A 17,971-nucleotide genomic window follows, 5' to 3' on the forward strand; every position below is an offset into this window, starting at 1 on the left:
GTGTCGTACGGCCGTCAAAGCCGCCCTCCACGCGCGCGTGCTGCTCGGTTCAGCTCAGTCGCGTTCGCACACGAAGACGGCCGTCCCCGGGATCAGGTTCCCGCGCAGCGGGGACCAGCCGCCCCACTCGGACGTGTTCCAGGCGGGCCACTCCGGCTCGACCAGGTCGACCAGGCGGAAACCGGACACGGCGATGTCCCGCACCCGGTCGCCGAGGGTGCGGTGGTGCTCCACGTACACCGCACGGCCCTGCTCGTCCTGCTCGACGTACGGCGTGCGGTCGAAGTACGAGGCGGAGACGCTCAGCCCCTCGGGGCCCGGCTCGTCGGGGAATGCCCAGCGGATCGGGTGAGTGACCGAGAAGACGAAGCGGCCGCCCGGAAGCAGCACCCTGCGCACCTCCCGCAGCACCAGCACGGGGTCGGCGACGAACGGCAGCGCGCCGTACGCCGAGCACGCCAGGTCGAAGGACGCGTCCGCGAAGGGCAGGACGCCCGCGTCGGCCTGCACCAGGGGAAAGGTTCCGCCGATGCGCAGCGCGTGCTGGAGTTGGCGGTGGGAGAGGTCCAGCGCCACCGGACGGGCACCCTGCGCCGCCAGCCAGCGTGAGCACTGGGCGGCGCCGGCGCCGATCTCCAGGACGTCCTTGCCCTTCAGGTCCTCCGGCGGCCCCAGGAGTTCCGCCTCCACCTCGTCGAGGCCCTCGGGGCCCCACACGAAACGGTCGTCCCCGAGGAAGGTGCCGTGCTCGACCTGGTAGTCGTCCGCGTTCCGGTCCCACCAGCCCCGGTTGGCACGGGAACTTTCCGCGACTCCCGCAGCACGCCGGGTCGCTTCGGGGTCGAAGTCATCGGGCTCTTGGATGATCGGCTCCCTCGTCGTACTCTTCCGTACCTACTACCGGTATCGGTGGTGTCACGGAAGGGGCGTACCGGGCCTGCACGGGCTCGGAACGCCGTCCGGTGCACGGCATGCGGTTGCCGCCGTGTGTGTTCCTGCGCCGGGAATGGGGCGATCCGCCCCGGGTGTGGGTCTTCGTGCGTTGACCCTGCCCGGCTGCCCCCGTATGCTACAAGTTGCGCTGCGAGCTTGCGCGCCTCAGACGGAGCAGGCTGCGCTCGCATCTGTTGTATGTCCCCTCGGTTGTCGAGGCGCCACCGGATTTCCGGTGTGGCGCTTCCTTGGCTGTCCGGCTTCTGCAGAGCGATAACGGGCTCCCGGCGTGAGCAGTGCCTACGACTTCAATGTCCGTACCGGAGCCCTTTCCCACATGACGAGCAGCACCGAGACCACCGCCACCACCCCGCAGGTAGCGGTCAACGACATCGGTAACGAGGAAGCCTTCCTCGCCGCGATCGACGAGACGATCAAGTACTTCAACGACGGCGACATCGTCGACGGCGTCATCGTGAAGGTCGACCGGGACGAGGTCCTGCTCGACATCGGTTACAAGACCGAAGGTGTCATCCCGAGCCGCGAGCTCTCGATCAAGCACGACGTCGACCCGAACGAGGTCGTTGCAGTCGGCGACGAGATCGAGGCCCTCGTCCTCCAGAAGGAGGACAAGGAAGGCCGCCTGATCCTCTCGAAGAAGCGCGCCCAGTACGAGCGTGCGTGGGGCACCATCGAGAAGATCAAGGAAGAGGACGGCATCGTCACCGGTACCGTCATCGAGGTCGTCAAGGGTGGTCTCATCCTCGACATCGGCCTCCGCGGCTTCCTCCCGGCCTCCCTGGTCGAGATGCGCCGCGTCCGCGACCTCCAGCCGTACGTCGGCAAGGAGCTCGAGGCGAAGATCATCGAGCTGGACAAGAACCGCAACAACGTGGTCCTGTCCCGCCGCGCCTGGCTGGAGCAGACCCAGTCCGAGGTCCGCCAGACGTTCCTCACGACCCTTCAGAAGGGTCAGGTCCGCTCCGGTGTGGTCTCCTCGATCGTCAACTTCGGTGCCTTCGTGGACCTGGGCGGCGTCGATGGTCTGGTCCACGTCTCCGAGCTGTCCTGGAAGCACATCGACCACCCGTCCGAGGTCGTCGAGGTGGGCCAGGAGGTCACCGTCGAGGTCCTCGACGTCGACATGGACCGCGAGCGCGTCTCCCTGTCGCTGAAGGCGACCCAGGAAGACCCGTGGCAGCAGTTCGCCCGCACGCACCAGATCGGCCAGGTCGTGCCCGGCAAGGTCACGAAGCTGGTTCCGTTCGGTGCGTTCGTCCGCGTGGACGAGGGCATCGAGGGTCTGGTCCACATCTCCGAGCTGGCCGAGCGCCACGTGGAGATCCCGGAGCAGGTCGTCCAGGTCAACGACGAGATCTTCGTCAAGGTCATCGACATCGACCTCGAGCGCCGTCGCATCAGCCTCTCGCTGAAGCAGGCCAACGAGGCCTTCGGTGCCGACCCGGCCACGGTCGAGTTCGACCCGACCCTGTACGGCATGGCCGCGTCCTACGACGACCAGGGCAACTACATCTACCCCGAGGGCTTCGACCCCGAGACCAACGACTGGCTCGAGGGCTACGAGACCCAGCGCGAGGCGTGGGAGCACCAGTACGCCGAGGCGCAGACCCGCTTCGAGCAGCACCAGCAGCAGGTCATCAAGTCCCGCGAGGCGGACGCGCAGGCCGCTGCCGAGGGTGGCGAGGCCGCCGCTCCGGCCGCGTCCGGTGGTTCGTACTCCTCGGAGGGTCCGGACAACTCCGGCGCCCTCGCGTCGGACGAGGCCCTGGCCGCGCTCCGCGAGAAGCTCGCCGGCGGCCAGAGCTGATCGCTCACCGCTAGGCAGTAACCGCTGACTTAGGGCCCGCACCCAGTGAGGTGCGGGCCCTAAGTCTGTTGTGCGCCAACGCATGGCGTACTCGGCTTGGCTTCTTCTCCCCCGGGCACGGTCCTGGCTCCGGCCAAGGCCGATGTCTACAGCCATGTTTCCGAGTTGCTCGCCAAGGCCATCCACAAGGGCGCCCAGGACGGTGAGTTGACGGTCGACGACCAGGAGCGGCTCGTCGACAGGCGGGCCCGTCCCCCGCACGGATGAAAAGCCCCTGAGACGAGGGCGTGAAGGGTGCGGGCGGGAATGCCCGCGCCCCGCCCTGCGTTGTGCAGTACGGACACGAGGAGGAGCGGTCACAGTGCTTGATCCGCAGGGTTTGTACGCATGGGAGCCGAAAGGCCTGGCAGTCGTCGACATGGCGCTCGCCCAGGAGTCGGCCGGTCTTGTCATGCTCTACCACTTCGACGGATACATCGACGCGGGCGAGACCGGCGACCAGATTGTCGACCGGCTTCTCGACTCGCTGCCCCACCAGGTCGTGGCCCGCTTCGACCACGACCGGCTGGTGGACTACCGAGCCCGCCGCCCGCTGCTGACGTTCAAGCGCGACCGCTGGGCGGGCTATGAGGAGCCCACGCTGGACGTGCGGCTCGTGCAGGACGCCACCGGTGCGCCCTTCCTGCTGCTGTCCGGCCCCGAGCCCGACGTCGAGTGGGAGCGCTTCGCCGCAGCAGTCCAGCAGATCGTGGAGCGGCTCGGCGTCCGCCTGTCGGTGAACTTCCACGGCATCCCCATGGGCGTCCCGCACACCCGCCCCGTGGGCCTCACCCCGCACGGCAACCGCGTCGAGCTCGTCCCCGGCCACCGCAGCCCCTTCGAGGAGGCGCAGGTCCCCGGCAGCGCGGAGTCCCTCGTCGAGTACCGCCTCATGGAGGCCGGGCACGACGTCCTGGGCGTCGCCGCGCACGTGCCGCACTACATCGCCCGCTCCGCGTACCCGGATGCGGCGCTGACCGTCCTGGAGGCCATCACCGGAGCGACCGGCCTGGTGCTGCCCGGCGTCGCGCACGCCCTGCGCACGGAGGCGTACCGCACGCAGACCGAGATCGACCGGCAGATCCGCGAGGGCGACGAGGAGCTCGTCTCGCTGGTCCAGGGCCTTGAGCACCAGTACGACGCCGCCGCGGGCGCCGAGACACGCGGCAACATGCTGGCCGAGCCCGCCGACATCCCGTCCGCGGACGAGATCGGGCGCGAGTTCGAGAAGTTCCTGGCGGAGCGGGAGGGCGAGAGCTGACAGCGGCAACCGCTGACCACGGCACTGGCTGACACGGGCGAGCTCTGACAGCAGGGCCGGGCGCGATGTCGGTGCGGCGGTCACAGGGCCTAAGCTTCCGGTCATGCTGAAGGTGGGGTTGACCGGGGGTATCGGCACCGGCAAGAGCGAGGTGTCGCGGGTGCTCGTCGAGTGCGGTGCGGTGCTGATCGACGCGGATCGCATCGCGCGCGAGGTCGTCGCGCCCGGAACTCCCGGGCTGGCGGCGGTCGTCGACGCGTTCGGCGAGGACGTGCTCGCCCCGGACGGGGGCCTCGACCGCCCCCGGCTCGGCTCCATCGTGTTCGCGGACGCGGAGCGGCGCGCCGTGCTGAACGCGATCGTGCACCCCCTCGTGGGTGCGCGATCACGCGAACTCGAAGAGGCCGCCCCCGAGGACGCGGTCGTGGTCCATGACGTCCCGCTCCTCGCCGAGAACGGACTCGCCCCGCTGTACGACCTCGTGGTCGTCGTCGACGCGAGCCCCGAGACCCAGCTCGACCGGCTGGTACACCTGCGCGGCATGACCGAGCAGGACGCCCGTGCGCGGATGGCCGCCCAGGTGACCCGCGAGAAGCGCCTGGAGATCGCGGACATCGTGATCGACAACGATGTACCCCTGGAGGATCTGCGGCGGCGCGTCCGGGATGTATGGGGCGAGCTCGTCCGCAGGGCGCGGGAGCCGCGACAGCAGCCCCAGGAATAGCGCCCCTCGACGGGCGCGTTGAACCGTGGCAGTAAGGGAAGGGATCAGCCGTGCCCCAGAACAGCGGTTCCAGCGGACGTACTCCGGAGACGCATGTCATCGACTTCCGCGCCGCCGAGCAACTGCTCGCGGCCGGTGACCCGCGGGGTGCGGTGAAGCTGCTCGACGAAGTCATCGCCGTACACCCGGAGAACACGGCGGCCCGGCTGCTGCGCGCGCGTGCCTTCTTCGCCGCCGCGCAGCTGCGTCCTGCTGAACTGGAGTTCACGATCGTCCTGGAGCGCGAGCCGGACAACGCGTTCGCGCACTTCGCGCTCGCCCGCACCTATCAGCGCCAGAGCCGGCCCGACCCGGCCAAGCGTCACTTCCGCCTCGCGGCGGCACTCGACCCGAACCCCGAGTACCTGGAAGCGGCCCGCTTCGACTCGTGAAGGCGGCCTGACGCCGGCCTAACGGTGGTGGTGCTCCGGGGGCCGGTACGGCGGTACGTCGCGGCCGGGCTGATAGTGCGGACCCTGGCGGATGTGCCGCACGATCATGGTGAGGTCGACGGTGACGATCAGCCACAGCACACCGCAGGCGATCGCCCAGCCGGGCCGTCCGGCGAGCGAGAACGCGGCGGTGCCCACGATCGCCCAGATCAGCCCCCACACACTCAGCCCGAGGCGCAGCCGCAGGGCACTGCGTGCTGTCGTCGGTTCACTGCCCGTACGCATCCGGATCACTGCTCCTACCCGGAAACGTACTCTTCGACCGGCATGTTCTCCAGGAGACGGTGCCCGATCGGCTGGGGCGATGGCGTTCGGTTTCGCGGGCGGCTCACACCGAACGGATTCACTCTATCGAGCGACCCTCCGGGGGGAACGGGCGGGCGGAGACGGTCCGTTGAACGGGCATGACCATTCAGATGCGTGAGGGATACGAGGGGACCGGACCTGGAGCGATCACTCCGGACGGTTGTGCGGTCGAGCTCTACTCGCGGCTGCCGGTGGGGGAAGAGCCGGAGGTGATCGCCGGCGTGGCGCCCGCCGGGGCGCGCATTCTCGAACTGGGCAGCGGGGTGGGCCGGATGACCCACCCGCTCCTGGAGCGGGGATTCACCGTCACGGCCGTGGACGAGTCGGCGGAGATGCTGGAGCGGGTGCGCGGGGCCCGCACGATATGTAGCCCGGTCGAGAAGCTCGATCTGGACGAGAAGTTCGACGTGGTGCTGCTCGCGTCGTTCCTCGTGCACAGCGGGGATGACGAGGTGCGGCGGGGGCTGCTCAGGACCTGTCTGCGGCATGTCGCGGACGACGGCTTCGTGCTCATCCAGCGCGAGGGAGAGGACTACCACACGAACGTGCCCCGCGAGCGGGTCGATCCCAGCGGCTTCACCGTGCGCATCCTGTCGTCCGAGCCGGCGGGCGACGGGGTGAACTCGGTGCACGTGGAGTACGACTTCCCGGACGCCGTCTGGACCCAGACGTTCCGGGCACGACCCCTGAGCAGGGAACAGTTCGAGGAGGCGCTGGGGGAAGTGGGGCTGAAGGTGGACCGGTATGTGACGGAGGACAGGATCTGGGTGAAGGCGGTGCCGATGGAGTAGCACTCCGGGTTTGCGGTGGGCTTGGGCAGCCACGGGTTCGTCGCGGCTGAAGTCCGTGTTACGGGATCGCCAGTGCGGTGCCCAAGCTGATCGTGCACCGGTCGGCCTCGGAGGGCTTCGGCGAGACGGGCTGGGGCAGCGCGGGGATGTACTGCGGGCTTCAGGAGGGGCTTGGGGGCGCCCCGGCCCGGTTCAGCGAGGGCCGAGGGAGAGCCGCTAGGTCCGGTTCAGCGAGGGCCCGGGGAACTGCTCGGTCCGCCGCCTTGGCCGCCGAGTGCGCCCGGTCCGCCGAGGCCGCGGAGGCGTTCGATCTCGCGGCGGTCGCGCTTGGTGGGGCGGCCCGTGCCACGGTCGCGGATGCCGACGGGGGCCGTGGCCTCGCGGGGCGGGGGCGGTGGGCTGTTGTCGACGTAGCACTCCACCGCGACCGGGGCGCCGACCCGCTTGCGGATCAGGCGTTTGACGACGACGATCCGCTCGCGGCCCGCGTGACGCAGCCGTACCTCGTCGCCGACGCGGACCGAGTAGGCGGGCTTGACGCGTTCGCCGTTCACGCGGACATGCCCTCCGCGGCAGGCGGTGGCACCCATCGAGCGGGTTTTCACGAGGCGGACGGACCAGATCCAGCTGTCGATCCGCACGCTCTCGCCACTCACAGGGCGCGCGGCCTCGGCGGCAGCCGCGGCTTCGGCGGCGGCGCCGGCCGCGGGGTCCGCCGAGCCGCGCGCACCCCGCTCGCCGGACGCGCCGGCCGTGCCCACGGCGCTCGTGTTCTCGTCCGCACCCTCAGAACCCATGTCTCCGACCTTAACGCCGACGGGCAGGCCGCTCGGCGGAATTTCCGCCGGTACGACGCCGTCGTCGGGTTCGCCGATCAGCGGCCGTACCGTGGTGGCATGGACAGCGGCCTGGCCGAACTCGACGCGCGGATCACCGGGTGCAGGGCTTGCCCGCGGCTGGTCGCGTGGCGGGAGGAGGTGGCCCGCACGAAGCGGGCCGCCTTCGCCGAGTGGACGTACTGGGGGCGTCCGGTGTCCGGGTTCGGGCCGGCTGACGCATCCCTGCTGATCGTGGGCCTCGCACCCGCAGCGCATGGGGCGAACCGGACGGGACGGATGTTCACCGGCGACCGGTCGGGGGACGTGCTGTACGCGGCGCTGCACGATGTGGGGCTGGCGTCGCGCGGGACCGCGGTGAGCGCCGACGACGGCCTGGAGCTGTACGGAGTGCGGATCACCTCACCCGTGCACTGCGCCCCGCCCGCCAACCGGCCGACGCCCAGGGAGCGGGACGCCTGCCGCCCATGGCTGATCAGTGAGCTGGAGCTGCTGCGGCCGACGCTGCGGGCCGTCGTGGTGCTCGGCGCCTTCGGCTGGCAGGCCGTGCTGCCCGCGCTCGCCGGCGCCGGATGGGACGTGCCCCGGCCACGACCCGCCTTCGCGCACGGGGCACGGATCACGCTGGACGGACGGCCCCGCCCGCTGGACCTCTTCGGTTGCTTCCACGTCAGCCAGCGCAACACGTTCACGGGCCGCCTCACCCCCGCGATGCTGCGGGACGTCCTGCGGACGGCGGCCGAGGCGGCGGAGCTGCCCACCACGCCGTACGAGCGGTAGCGGCGGCGCCGTAAGAGCCGTCGCGACGGCCCGGAACCGTGAAATATTGGGCTGCTGACGCTGACCGCGCGCGGTTAGGCTCCCACGATGGGCCTGTATCCGGAGATCGAACCGTACGACCAGGGCATGCTCCACGTGGGCGACGGCAACCACGTCTACTGGGAGGTCTGCGGCAATCCGCAGGGCAAGCCCGCGGTGATGCTGCACGGCGGACCCGGTACGGGCAGCAACCCCTACTTCCGGCGCTATTTCGACCCGGCCGCGTACCGGGTCGTCCTGCTGGACCAGCGCGGCTGCGGGCGGTCCACGCCGCACGCGAGCGCGTACGACACCGACATGAGCGGCAACACGACGTCGCACATCATCGCCGACCTGGAGCGGCTGCGAGAGCACCTGGGGATCGGGCGATGGCTGGTGTGGGGCGTGTCGTGGGGGTCGGTGCTGGGGCTGCGGTATGCGCAGACGCACCCCGGTGCTGTGTCCGAGCTGGTCCTGACCGCCGTGGGGACCGGGGCCAATCGTGAGGTGGCCCTGATGACCAGGGGGCTCGGGCAGTTCTACCCCGAGGCCTTCGAACGGTTCCTCGCCGAGTTGCCCGAGGGGGAGCGTGACGGGAACCTGGCGGCGGCGTACAACCGGGTGATCGAGTCGCCCGACCCCGAGGTGCGGGCGCGGGCGGCACGTGCCTGGACCGACTGGGAGACGGCCATGACACCCGCCCCGCCGCGTTCGATCCCCCGCTTCGAGGACCCGGTGTTCCGCATGGGCTTCGCCCGCACGGTCACGCACTACTGGGGCAACGACCACTTCCTCGGCGAGGGCAACGAGGAGGGCGTGGTCCTGCGGGACGCCCCGCTCCTGAAGGACATCCCCGGCACCATCGTCCAGGGCAGCCTCGACCCCGGCAATCTCCTCGGCACCGTGTGGCTCCTCCACCAGGCCTGGCCCGGGAGCGAGTTGGTCCTCATCGACGAGGTGGGGCACAACGCGGGCGCGCCGGGCATGGTGGACGCGCTGGTGGCGGCCACGGACAGATACGCGGCCCGGGGCGTCTGACCGCTGCCGCCCCTGAGGGGTACCCCACGCTACCGGCGGGCGCGGGCCCGTTCGCCCGCCGACTGCACGAACAGCAACGCCAGCGTGGGCGGAGCCGGGGCGACACCCGGTCCGCCCGCCTCGGCCCACTCCACTATCTCGTCCGTGCAGTCGTCCCCCATCGACCAGCCGATCCAGGCGGAACGGCCGCCACGCCTTCGCCCTTCCCCCGATGGCTGGACAACCACGATGTTCGCCTGGTCGCACGGGCCGAGGCAGTCCGTCGTCCGGACCGCGAGGCGCCCGCCGGACGCCGCGGCCGCGGCACGCAGCCGGTCCAGCTGGCCTTCGTGGTCGTAGCCGGGATACTTGCGCGGATCACCGCAGCAACAGCCACGGCAGACGACGAGTGTGCAGGGGCGGGTCCGGGCGGCGCCGATCACCGTACGGATGGTCACCGTTCGCCTTCCGGGCCGGGCTCCGCGCCCGCGTCACCTTTGCCCCGCGCGTGACGGTCGTCGTTCTGGGCCGCGTGACCGTCGCTGTCGATTTCCGTGCCGAAGAGATGCCGCATTGTCGACCGGTAGTTCGTCCGCACGTGGGCCAGTGCGTGTGCCCGGGCCCGTGCCGGGTCGCCAGAGGCGATGGCCTTGTACAACTCGCGGTGTTCGACGAGGAGTTGGGGCCATTCTTCGTTCCGGCGGGTCATCCAGCGCAGGCGGCCCGCGACGGGTTCCAGTGAGGCGATCAGCAGGTGGTTGCCCGCCATCGCCACGATGCGGTCGTGGAGGCGGCTGTTGACGTCGGTGATCGTCTCGGCGTCACCCGACTCCGTCGCTGCGGCCGCCAGGTCGAGGAGTTCCTGGACCTCGGCCAGGTCCTCGGGCGTCGCGCGTGCCGCGGCGAGCCCGGCGGCGTAGACCTCCAGTGCCTCGCGCAGTTCGAAGAGTTCGTTGACGTCGTTCGCGGTGAGGCGGCGGACGACCGTGCGGCGCGGCGTCTCGAAGTGGACGAACCCCTCGCCGACCAGTGCGCGGATCGCTTCGCGGACCGGGACGCGGGAGACCCCGAAGCGGTCGGCCAGCTCCCGTTCGACGAGTCGGTCACCGGGGCGGAGGCGGCCCGCGATGATCTCCTGCCGCAGGTTCGCCAGGACGCGTTCCCGCACGGCGCCCAGGGGTTCGATCGTCGTCATGGGCTCCATCTTCGTCGACTCCGGGGGTGATTTACGAAGCGGTAACAGGAGCGACATCGGTCGGAACTGTTGACGGGGGCACCATGACAGGAGTTTGGTATACCAAACTTCCGCACGGCTAGCTCCTCAAAGGCGGTCCCCGCAAGCAGTAGCCCCACAGCCAGTCCTCCTCCGTCCCCTCGCTCATGGAGGCCCCGTGTCCCTCGCCGACCCAGCCGAAGCAACCGGCACAGCCGCGTTCGTCCCCGATCCCCGCCTCACCAACGAAGACCTCGCGCCCGCGGGCAAACGCAACTGGAAGGTCTTCGACCTCTTCGCGATGTGGATGTCGGACGTCCACAACCTCGGCAACTACACGTTCGCCGCGGGCCTGCTGGTCCTCGGTATGAACGTGTGGCAGGTCTTCACGTCCCTGCTCGTCGGCTTCGTACTCATCTACATCGGCATGAACCGGATGGGGCGCATAGGCCAGCGCCACGGTGTGCCCTTCCCCGTCATCAGCCGCATCAGCTTCGGCGTCTGGGGCGCCAACATCCCCGCGCTGATCAGGGCCGTCATCGCCATCATGTGGTACGGCATCCAGACCTACCTCGCGTCCGTCGCCGTCAACGTGATGCTGCTGGCCGCCTGGCCGGGCCTGGAATCCTGGACGCACAGCTCCTTCCTGGGGCTGGACGCGCTCGGCTGGGTCTCCTTCATCTCTCTCTGGATCATTCAGGCGCTGATCATCAGCCAGGGCATGGAGTCGGTGCGGAAGTTCCAGGACTTCTGCGGTCCGGCGATCTGGATCGTGATGATCGCCCTCGCCGTGTGGATCCTGGCCAAGGCCGGCTGGACCATTTCACTGACCTCGACCCCGCACCCGGTCTCCGTCGGTGAGCAGTGGCGGCAGTGGTTCGGCGCGATCGGGCTGATCCTCGCCACGTACGGCACCCTGATGCTCAACTTCTGCGACTTCTCGCGCTTCGCGCCCGACTACCGGACCGTCAAGCGGGGCAACTTCTGGGGCCTGCCCATCAACTCCACGGCCTTCGTGGTCGTGTCGGTCATCGTCACGGCCGGCTCGCTGGAGGTGTTCGGCGAGGCCATCACCGACCCGGCGGAGCTCGTCGCCAAGGTCGGCAACACCTGGGTGCTCGTCCTGGCCGCCCTGACCTTCGCCATCGCCACCATGGGCGTCAACATCGTCGCCAACTTCGTCTCGCCCGCGTACGACCTCGCCAACGTCTGGCCGCAGAAGATCACGTTCAAGGTCGGCGGCATGATCAGCACGGTCGCCGCGCTGGTCGTGACCCCGTGGAACCTCTTCTCCAATCCCACCGTCGTCAACTACTTCCTCGGTGGCCTCGGCGCCTTCCTCGGCCCCCTGTTCGGCGTGATCATGCTTGACTACTTCTGGGTCAAGCGCGGCCGCATCGACGTCGACGAGCTCTTCAACGCCGAGCCCGGCTCCCGCTACTACTACCGCAAGGGCGTCAACCCCAAGGCCCTGTGGGCGTTCCTGCCGGCCGCGGTGGTGTCGGCGGTGCTCGCGCTGGTGAAGGACTTCAGCGCCGTCGCCCCGTACTCCTGGTTCATCGGAACGGCCCTGGCCGCCGGACTGTACGCCCTGCTCTGCCGCCCGGAACGCGCCGCGGCCGAAACATCTGCCGACGCCGAGCCCGCCACCACGGAGGGCTGAACGTGCGCATCGTCGTCACCAACTGCAACACCACGCAGGAGATGACCGAGGAGATCGTACGAGGTGCCCGGGCCGCCGCAGGCCCGGGCACCACCGTGACCGGACTGACCCCGGACTGGGGACCCGAGTCCGCGGAAGGCTGGCTGGACAGCTATCTCTCGGCCGCCGCCGTCCTCGACCTGCTACGGACGTACGAAGAGCCGTACGACGCCGTCGTCATGGCCGGGTTCGGCGAGCATGGACGCGAGGGCGCGCGCGAGCTCGTGGACGTGCCCGTCGTCGACATCACCGAGGCCGCCGCCCACTTTGCGTGCCTGCTCGGAAGGCGCTACGGGGTCGTCACCACGCTGGAGCGGTCCTGCGGGCAGATCGAGGACAGCCTGGAGACGGCCGGGGTGGGGCGGAACTGCGCCGCCGTGGTCGGCACCGGGCTCGGCGTCCTCGACCTGGGGGATGACAGACGCACGGAGGAGGCATTCGTGGCCGCCGCCGAACGGGCGCGCGAGGCGGGTGCCGAAGTCCTCGTGCTCGGATGCGCGGGGATGACCGGGCTCCAGCGGACGGTCGGGGAGAAGGTAGGCCTCCCCGTCGTCGACGGGGTGGGCGCGGCCGTGAAGCTCGCCGAGTCGCTGGTGACACTCGGGCTCACCACCAGCCGGGTGGGGAGCTATGCCAAGCCGCTGCCCAAGCGGCGCACTTGGGGGCGCAACGGGCGGACTGGGCGCACCGGGTGCACTGGGCGCATCGGCGAGTGAGGGACCGCCGGCGAGTTCAGAGGCCGGCTCCTGGGGAGGACCCGGTCACTCCCCGGCGTGCTCGGGCACGACCGCGGTCGCCGTGATCTCCACGAGCTGGCCCGTATAGCCGAGACAGGCCACGCCGAGCAGGGTCGAGGAGTGCGGACCGGTGCGGAGACCGGACGCCTCGACGATGTCCCAGACCGCGGAGAGGACCGCGGTCTCGCTGCTCACGACGTACACGTCCGTCGACACGACGTGCGCGAAGTCGCTGCCGACCGCGCGCAGTTGTTCGCCGAGGTTCGCGAGCACCTGCTCGGCCTGCCGCACGGGATCGCCCGCGCCTACGAGGTTCCCGTCGGCATCTAGCGGGACGGAACCGGCCAGGAACGCCAGCTTCGTCCCCGCCTCGACGACGGACGCGTGGGAGTAGACGGGCGGAGGGAAGAGGCTGGGGACGGTGACGCGCTGAATCATGGAAGCTCCCAGGGACGAAAGGTCAATTTTTCGATCATGCGAGCCCCGTGACATCACCGCATCCGATTTTCGTTCGGCTGCCCGGCTGCCTGTCTGTCCGGCATGACCCGCCGCCCGCTTCCCACCTCCTGCCTTCTACTTCCTGCCTCGTCACCCCTCAGTGAACTGCGCCGTCCCCAGCGTCGCGAACCACTCGCGTATCTGCTTCTCGTCGTCCGTCGCGGCGAGCGAGAGGAGCAGCAGGAGCCGGGCCTTCTGCGGGGTCAGATCCTCGGCGCCGATGACGCCCGTGGTGCTCGTCGAGCCGTACACCGCGCCGGAGCCGGTGCGGGTCGTCGAGGTGAAGGTGACTCCCTTCTTGACAGCCTCCGTGCGTGCCGTCGACATCGCGGGCGAGATGCCACCGGCACCGGTGCCCGCCGTGACGATCCCGTCCGCTCCGGAGTCCGCGAAGGCCTTGACCGCCTCGCCGCCTGCGTCCTGGTACGAGTACGCGATCTCGACCTTGGGCAGCGCCTTGCCGTCCTTGGTGATCCGGTCCAGGTCGAAGGGCGTGCGCCAACTCGACCTGCCGCACGACTCGACACGGGCCGGCGCCCGGTTGAGGCGGATGTTGTCCTGGTCGATGACACCGAGCCGGCCGGACGAGCCGCTGGTGAACGTGTCCATGCGGAGCGCGTCGGTCTTGCGGACCTCACGCGCGGCCTGGACCTCGTCGTTCAGCATCACGACGGTCCCGTAGCACTTGGTCTTGCGGCTCGCGGCCAGCTTGATCGCGTTGTAGAGGTTGGCGGGCGCATCGGTGCCGATGACGGTCCACGGGCGCATGGACCCGGTCAGGACGACGGGCTTGTCGCTGCGCACGGTGAGGTCGAGCCAGTACGCGAACTCCTCCATGGTGTCCGTGCCCGTCGTCACCACCACCGCGTCGCTCTTCTTCAGTGCGGCGTCCACCGAGGCGGTGAGCTTGCGGTAGTCGGCTATCGAGTACCCGCCCGATCCCTTGTTCCCGAACTGTTCCGTGGTGACCTTCGCCAGCCCGTCCACCTCGGGCCGCAACTCGTCCACCATCTTCGAGATGGCGAGCTTCCCCGACTGGTAGTTCTGGAACGACACACGGTCCGTACTGACCCCGGAGATGGTGCCCCCCGTCCCGATCACGGCGACCTCGGGCAGCTCCTCCTTCCCGTTCCCGGGCTGTGCACTCGCGCTCGACAACGCCGTAACGGCGGCCACGGCGAACGTACTGAACAGAGCGGCGGTGCGATGGACAATTCTCACGTTCGGTATCCCTCATGCGTCGACATGTTGCGAATGGGCCGGCGGCTGACGGTGGTGACCGATGGACGTCATCCGTCACCGGGCATCCGTCACCGGGCATCTGTCAGCGGGCGTCCCTTATGGGGCGTCCCTCATCAGGCATCCGGTCCGCCGCCGTCCGTCCGCTGACCGTAGGAAGTGGGTTTTTCCTGCGCATTGCATGCACGTGTCAGTAACTGTTCGGGCTGTTGGGGCTGATGAGAGGGGGAGACGTCGGCGTAGGGGCTCTCCACTCGCCAGCCGTCCTTGCGAGCGACCTGCTCGAACACGCCGATCTTGTACGCGAGCCCTTCCGGCTCACCAATGTCACACCACTGATGGGCCCTGGCTCGCTCCTCCTCCCCTCGCACCAACGGCCGCCCCCGCGCCGCGAGATGCAAGGCCAATGTCGATCGCGCATACAGGCGTACGGCGTTGCGGTCGTCCGCCATACGCCGGTACTGCTCGGTCTCTCGCAGTTGCAGTCGCAGCCGTCCGTCACAGCTGGCGGCCACCAGGAGCGGGACCATGCCCCGAGGGCCGTCGACGAGGAACGTCAGTTCCCCCTCGTCTTCCCGCATTTCGTACCGCGGCAGATACGACAACCGTGCGAGCCCCAGCGCCTGCTTCCACGAGGTGACCCAGAGACCGCGGGCGAGGTAGTAACGGACAGACGCCTGCCAGGTCCAGTACGTGTCCAGGCGAAACCCGCGCAACTCCTCTGCGCGGCGGCCGCGTACACCGCGTCCAGAGCCGCCGAGGCGAGCCCCCGTCGCCGGGCGACGGGATGGACGTAGAGCGAGGAGACGCGCAACGCGCCCACGCCCGTAGGCCAGGTGTCGACGGCGATGGTCCCGACCGCTTCACCGTCGTGGCCGGGCGTTCGGATCCAGTACCTCCTGCGGTACTCGTCGTCGCGCGTGTACTCGCGCCCGGCCGCACCCAGTCGGAGACGCAACCGCTTCTCTGTCGACACTGTCAGCGAGCCCGGGTCGACCCACTCACCGAGGGCGCCCTCGGCGAGTGAGGCGAGATCCCAGAGCCCGAACCGGCGGCCTTCACCGAAGGTGACAGGGCAGAGCAGAGGGGAGCCCGTCAGACGTTCGTGCACGCGCAGGGCTTGATCATCCTTCATGAGCCCGGAGCGTAGGGACGTCCTCGCCCCAACCGCCCGGTTCCGCAAAGGGGTTCACCGCGACCTTCACCAGGGCGGTGGACCAAGCAGTTGGTCGCTCGTTCGCTTCTCGCATTCCTGTGCGAGGCCGGGATGTGCCTCCGCGATGGCCGCGTAGATCCGTTGATTCAGCAACGCCATCGCCTCCGCCCGCCAGAGTGCTGCCGGAGCGCCTCCCGGAATTCCGTCCAGGAGTCGGCCGTACTGCTTGAACAGCCTCTGTCGCAGGTAGTCGACCTTCCAGGCGTCGAGGGACGTGTGGTCCGCGGGACCGGGACCGGGTCCGGGACCGGAGCTGGAACTGGAGCTGGGGTCGAGGCTGGGGGCGGGGGTCGGGTGTTCACCTGGCGCGGAAGAGGGTGGGCCGACCGTTGGGGCGGTCTCGTGCCCGCCAACGGCCCCCGCGCCCTCGGCCGGCCCCGCCTTCGTCTCGCTCCGCGCCCGCTGTTCGACGGCGCGCAGCTCCAGCTTGTCCGGGTTCGGCCGAGGCACGTCGAGGGGCTCGGCCCTGATCCGCTCCAGCACGTCCTCCTGCCGCTGCCGCAACGCGGCCCGTACCGCTTCCGACCGCCGCGCGGCGGCCTCCGCCACCACCCGGAACTCCGCACTCCGCTCGGCGGCCTCGACCCGCTCGATCCGATACAGCCGCCTGGGCGGCGCCGCCCTGAACCGCGGATTGAGAGCGAGCCGATCCGGCGGCCCCAACAGCCGGTGAATCATCCCTCCGGTCCACCCGCGCGCCCGCAGCCCGGTCAGCGACACATAACGCCACCCGTCCTCGTCGTAACCACCCATGGCTACCTCCCCCGTAACACAGCAGCACTCAACACCTCGACCGTCACGCTCTGTGACGACATCTCCCATTGAAGCGCGCACCACTGACAACCGGCCGGGTGGCGGAGTCATGCTGGCTGAGCGTGACTTATTGGCTCGCGTAACGAGGGCCGCAAGTTACCGTTGGCATTCGGACGTGCGACGAAGGGGGCCGGATGGAAGCCGAGTTGACGAGTCTGGCGGTGGCGGGCGCGACGGCGCTGGTGACCCAGATGGTGACCGACGGGTGGGAACAGGCACGTGACCGCGTCGTCGCCTTCTTCACGCGAGGCAGGGACGACGCAGGTGAAGCCGTCCAGGCAGAACTGGAGGAGTCCCGAGCGGATCTCGTCGCCGCGCGGGACTCCGACGACGAGGAGACGGCGGCCGACGTGCGCGACGAGTGGCGTCTCCGCCTCCGCCGCATCCTGCGTACTGACCCGTCGGCCGCCGCGGAACTTCAGGCTCTGCTGGACGAGCTGAGGCCCCCGGAGGACCAGCCCAAGGGCGTCGTCCACAACACCATCAGTGGCGGCGTGCAACACGGCACCGTCATTCAGGCGCACACGATCCGTGACCTGACCATCGGTGAGCCCCGGCAATGAGCGGGGACACGGGTGACGAGCCCGTGCGCGCAGGCCCCGCGGGCACCGCGGACGACGACACCTTCCTCATCCACGTCACCGACCGCCTCGCCGCTCTCCCCACCGTCCGCGCCGTCGCCCTGGGCGGCTCCCGGGCCCAGGGGACTCACACTCCGGAGAGCGACTGGGACCTGGCGATCTACTACCGGGGCCCCTTCGACCCGGCCGACCTCCGTGCCGTCGGCTGGGAAGGCGAGGTTTCCGAGATCGGTGGCTGGGGCGGAGGGATCTTCAACGGCGGAGCATGGCTCACCATCGACGGGCGGCGCGTCGACGTCCACTACCGCGACCTCGACGTCGTCGAACACGAACTCTCCGAGGCCGAGGACGGCCGCTTCCATGTGGAGCCCCTCCTCTTCCACCTCGCCGGCATCCCGAGCTACCTGCTCGTCGCCGAGCTCGCCGTCAACCGCATACTGCACGGCGAGCTGCCCCGCCCGGCCACGTACCCGGAGGGGCTCCGTACCTCCGCCGCCGACCGCTGGTACGGCACGGCCCAGGCCACCCTCGCGTACGCGAAGGCCAACCACGCACCCAAAGGCCGCCTCACAGAAGTCGCCGGTGCCGTCGCCACCGCCGCCGTACAGGCTGGGCACGCGCTCCTCGCGGCACGCGGGGAGTGGGTGACGAACGAGAAGCGGTTGCTGGAGCGGGCGGGATTGCGGGCGGTCGACGGCATCCTGGAAACGTTGCGAGCAGCGGAACCGGATGCATTGGTTCGGGCCGTGACCGAGGCGGAGAGTCTCTTCAGGGACCTTCGGAGCTGAGTCCTTCCCTGACGCGGAACGCCCCGGACCCCTTCGAAGGGCTCCCGCTCGGACGCCTTCACGGTTGTGTTCAGTGGTCGGGTTGCTGGTTGCGTTCATAAAGAACATGCCGCTTCCGGGCATCGTCACACTGCGGTAACACACATGCCCCGCTCCCTCC

21 protein-coding genes and 1 pseudogene are annotated in these 17,971 nt (G+C 69.6%); 12 read left to right on the plus strand and 10 right to left on the minus strand.

Going from position 1 to position 17,971, the window contains the following annotated elements:
* Nucleotides 1–54 precede the first annotated feature (54 nt).
* Entirely contained in the window at nt 55–867 is an 813-nt protein-coding gene (locus FPZ41_RS19800) for a class I SAM-dependent methyltransferase (RefSeq protein WP_322620464.1), read from the minus strand.
* Nucleotides 868–1,270: 403 nt separating this feature from the next.
* On the opposite strand from FPZ41_RS19800, the gene rpsA reads away from it, so the two are divergent.
* The 5 genes from rpsA (at nt 1,271) to FPZ41_RS19825 (ending at nt 5,216) form a co-directional block, all read left to right on the plus strand.
* On the plus strand, nt 1,271–2,761 hold the full coding sequence (gene rpsA / locus FPZ41_RS19810; protein WP_152864419.1) for a 30S ribosomal protein S1: 1,491 nt from the start codon (nt 1,271–1,273) through the stop codon (nt 2,759–2,761).
* 96 nt (nt 2,762–2,857) lie between these two features.
* Nucleotides 2,858–3,028: a hypothetical protein gene (locus FPZ41_RS47140; RefSeq protein WP_194236145.1), complete on the plus strand. Its 171-nt coding sequence runs from the start codon at nt 2,858–2,860 to the stop codon at nt 3,026–3,028.
* 94 nt (nt 3,029–3,122) lie between these two features.
* Nucleotides 3,123–4,061, plus strand: coding sequence for a PAC2 family protein (locus tag FPZ41_RS19815; RefSeq protein WP_322620459.1), 939 nt, complete (start codon nt 3,123–3,125; stop codon nt 4,059–4,061).
* Between the two features lie 103 nt (nt 4,062–4,164).
* Nucleotides 4,165–4,785 (plus strand): dephospho-CoA kinase, encoded by a 621-nt coding sequence (gene coaE, locus FPZ41_RS19820; protein ID WP_152864421.1) that lies wholly within the window; start codon nt 4,165–4,167, stop codon nt 4,783–4,785.
* Between the two features lie 50 nt (nt 4,786–4,835).
* Nucleotides 4,836–5,216 (plus strand): tetratricopeptide repeat protein, encoded by a 381-nt coding sequence (locus FPZ41_RS19825; RefSeq protein WP_131563812.1) that lies wholly within the window; start codon nt 4,836–4,838, stop codon nt 5,214–5,216.
* An 18-nt stretch (nt 5,217–5,234) separates the two neighbouring features.
* On the opposite strand, the gene FPZ41_RS19830 is transcribed toward FPZ41_RS19825, so the two are convergent.
* Nucleotides 5,235–5,501 carry a DUF6343 family protein gene (locus FPZ41_RS19830; protein ID WP_131563811.1) on the minus strand — a complete coding sequence of 89 codons (267 nt, stop codon included), beginning with the start codon at nt 5,499–5,501 and terminating at the stop codon, nt 5,235–5,237.
* 179 nt (nt 5,502–5,680) lie between these two features.
* Here FPZ41_RS19830 and FPZ41_RS19835 point away from each other — a divergent pair, with 179 nt between their 5' ends.
* On the plus strand, nt 5,681–6,373 hold the full coding sequence (locus tag FPZ41_RS19835) for a class I SAM-dependent methyltransferase (protein ID WP_194236144.1): 693 nt from the start codon (nt 5,681–5,683) through the stop codon (nt 6,371–6,373).
* Between the two features lie 227 nt (nt 6,374–6,600).
* Here FPZ41_RS19835 and FPZ41_RS19840 read toward each other — a convergent pair whose 3' ends face one another.
* Nucleotides 6,601–7,170: an RNA-binding S4 domain-containing protein gene (locus tag FPZ41_RS19840; RefSeq protein ID WP_152864423.1), complete on the minus strand. Its 570-nt coding sequence runs from the start codon at nt 7,168–7,170 to the stop codon at nt 6,601–6,603.
* Nucleotides 7,171–7,269: 99 nt separating this feature from the next.
* On the opposite strand from FPZ41_RS19840, the gene FPZ41_RS19845 reads away from it, so the two are divergent.
* Nucleotides 7,270–7,989, plus strand: coding sequence for a uracil-DNA glycosylase (locus FPZ41_RS19845; protein WP_152864425.1), 720 nt, complete (start codon nt 7,270–7,272; stop codon nt 7,987–7,989).
* A gap of 87 nt (nt 7,990–8,076) precedes the next feature.
* Nucleotides 8,077–9,045 carry a prolyl aminopeptidase gene (gene pip, locus FPZ41_RS19850; protein ID WP_152864427.1) on the plus strand — a complete coding sequence of 323 codons (969 nt, stop codon included), beginning with the start codon at nt 8,077–8,079 and terminating at the stop codon, nt 9,043–9,045.
* Between the two features lie 29 nt (nt 9,046–9,074).
* Here pip and FPZ41_RS19855 read toward each other — a convergent pair whose 3' ends face one another.
* Together FPZ41_RS19855 and FPZ41_RS19860 are read right to left on the minus strand one after the other, a co-directional pair.
* On the minus strand, nt 9,075–9,482 hold the full coding sequence (locus tag FPZ41_RS19855) for a (2Fe-2S) ferredoxin domain-containing protein (protein WP_322620460.1): 408 nt from the start codon (nt 9,480–9,482) through the stop codon (nt 9,075–9,077).
* Entirely contained in the window at nt 9,479–10,219 is a 741-nt protein-coding gene (locus FPZ41_RS19860; RefSeq protein WP_228022841.1) for a GntR family transcriptional regulator, read from the minus strand. The genes FPZ41_RS19855 and FPZ41_RS19860 overlap by 4 nt, the downstream gene beginning before the upstream one ends.
* A 196-nt stretch (nt 10,220–10,415) precedes the next feature.
* Between FPZ41_RS19860 and FPZ41_RS19865 the strand changes: the two genes are divergently transcribed.
* Both FPZ41_RS19865 and FPZ41_RS19870 read left to right on the plus strand, forming a co-directional pair.
* Nucleotides 10,416–11,900 carry an NCS1 family nucleobase:cation symporter-1 gene (locus FPZ41_RS19865; RefSeq protein WP_322620461.1) on the plus strand — a complete coding sequence of 495 codons (1,485 nt, stop codon included), beginning with the start codon at nt 10,416–10,418 and terminating at the stop codon, nt 11,898–11,900.
* 2 nt (nt 11,901–11,902) lie between these two features.
* On the plus strand, nt 11,903–12,655 hold the full coding sequence (locus tag FPZ41_RS19870) for an aspartate/glutamate racemase family protein (RefSeq protein WP_322620462.1): 753 nt from the start codon (nt 11,903–11,905) through the stop codon (nt 12,653–12,655).
* Nucleotides 12,656–12,700: 45 nt separating this feature from the next.
* Here the strand turns inward: FPZ41_RS19870 and FPZ41_RS19875 are convergent, their stop codons facing one another.
* The 5 genes and pseudogenes from FPZ41_RS19875 to FPZ41_RS19895 form a co-directional block, all read right to left on the minus strand.
* Complete coding sequence (locus FPZ41_RS19875; protein WP_152864429.1) at nt 12,701–13,114, minus strand: RidA family protein; 414 nt, start codon at nt 13,112–13,114, stop codon at nt 12,701–12,703.
* A gap of 150 nt (nt 13,115–13,264) precedes the next feature.
* The gene (locus tag FPZ41_RS19880; RefSeq protein ID WP_322620463.1) at nt 13,265–14,395 is read right to left on the minus strand and encodes an asparaginase; all 1,131 of its coding nucleotides are present in this window, start codon (nt 14,393–14,395) and stop codon (nt 13,265–13,267) included.
* A gap of 134 nt (nt 14,396–14,529) precedes the next feature.
* Entirely contained in the window at nt 14,530–15,129 is a 600-nt protein-coding gene (locus FPZ41_RS19885) for a hypothetical protein (protein WP_228022845.1), read from the minus strand.
* Between the two features lie 38 nt (nt 15,130–15,167).
* Nucleotides 15,168–15,548 (minus strand): annotated as a pseudogene (locus tag FPZ41_RS50265) (GNAT family N-acetyltransferase); the annotation flags it as partial.
* Nucleotides 15,549–15,614: 66 nt separating this feature from the next.
* Nucleotides 15,615–16,382 (minus strand): hypothetical protein, encoded by a 768-nt coding sequence (locus FPZ41_RS19895; RefSeq protein ID WP_152864435.1) that lies wholly within the window; start codon nt 16,380–16,382, stop codon nt 15,615–15,617.
* Between the two features lie 194 nt (nt 16,383–16,576).
* On the opposite strand from FPZ41_RS19895, the gene FPZ41_RS19900 reads away from it, so the two are divergent.
* Entirely contained in the window at nt 16,577–17,005 is a 429-nt protein-coding gene (locus tag FPZ41_RS19900; RefSeq protein ID WP_152864437.1) for a hypothetical protein, read from the plus strand.
* Nucleotides 17,002–17,811, plus strand: a complete 810-nt coding sequence (locus FPZ41_RS19905) for a nucleotidyltransferase domain-containing protein (protein WP_152864439.1) — start codon at nt 17,002–17,004, stop codon at nt 17,809–17,811. The genes FPZ41_RS19900 and FPZ41_RS19905 overlap by 4 nt, the downstream gene beginning before the upstream one ends.
* The last annotated feature ends 160 nt before the right edge of the window (nt 17,812–17,971 follow it).

It is taken from the genome of Streptomyces acidicola (assembly GCF_009377235.1).
Taxonomy (GTDB): Bacteria; Actinomycetota; Actinomycetes; order Streptomycetales; family Streptomycetaceae; genus Streptomyces; species Streptomyces acidicola.

What these genes read in the sequence shown, in the direction of transcription:
- rpsA (WP_152864419.1), top strand. Translation starts at nt 1,271, where the DNA reads ATGACGAGCAGCACCGAGACCACCGCCACCACCCCGCAGGTAGCGGTC.
- coaE (WP_152864421.1), top strand. Translation starts at nt 4,165, where the DNA reads ATGCTGAAGGTGGGGTTGACCGGGGGTATCGGCACCGGCAAGAGCGAG.
- FPZ41_RS19830 (WP_131563811.1), bottom strand. Translation starts at nt 5,501, where the DNA reads ATGCGTACGGGCAGTGAACCGACGACAGCACGCAGTGCCCTGCGGCTG.
- FPZ41_RS19835 (WP_194236144.1), top strand. Translation starts at nt 5,681, where the DNA reads ATGACCATTCAGATGCGTGAGGGATACGAGGGGACCGGACCTGGAGCG.
- FPZ41_RS19840 (WP_152864423.1), bottom strand. Translation starts at nt 7,170, where the DNA reads ATGGGTTCTGAGGGTGCGGACGAGAACACGAGCGCCGTGGGCACGGCC.
- FPZ41_RS19845 (WP_152864425.1), top strand. Translation starts at nt 7,270, where the DNA reads ATGGACAGCGGCCTGGCCGAACTCGACGCGCGGATCACCGGGTGCAGG.
- pip (WP_152864427.1), top strand. Translation starts at nt 8,077, where the DNA reads ATGGGCCTGTATCCGGAGATCGAACCGTACGACCAGGGCATGCTCCAC.
- FPZ41_RS19860 (WP_228022841.1), bottom strand. Translation starts at nt 10,219, where the DNA reads ATGACGACGATCGAACCCCTGGGCGCCGTGCGGGAACGCGTCCTGGCG.
- FPZ41_RS19875 (WP_152864429.1), bottom strand. Translation starts at nt 13,114, where the DNA reads ATGATTCAGCGCGTCACCGTCCCCAGCCTCTTCCCTCCGCCCGTCTAC.
- FPZ41_RS19895 (WP_152864435.1), bottom strand. Translation starts at nt 16,382, where the DNA reads ATGGGTGGTTACGACGAGGACGGGTGGCGTTATGTGTCGCTGACCGGG.
- FPZ41_RS19900 (WP_152864437.1), top strand. Translation starts at nt 16,577, where the DNA reads ATGGAAGCCGAGTTGACGAGTCTGGCGGTGGCGGGCGCGACGGCGCTG.
- FPZ41_RS19905 (WP_152864439.1), top strand. Translation starts at nt 17,002, where the DNA reads ATGAGCGGGGACACGGGTGACGAGCCCGTGCGCGCAGGCCCCGCGGGC.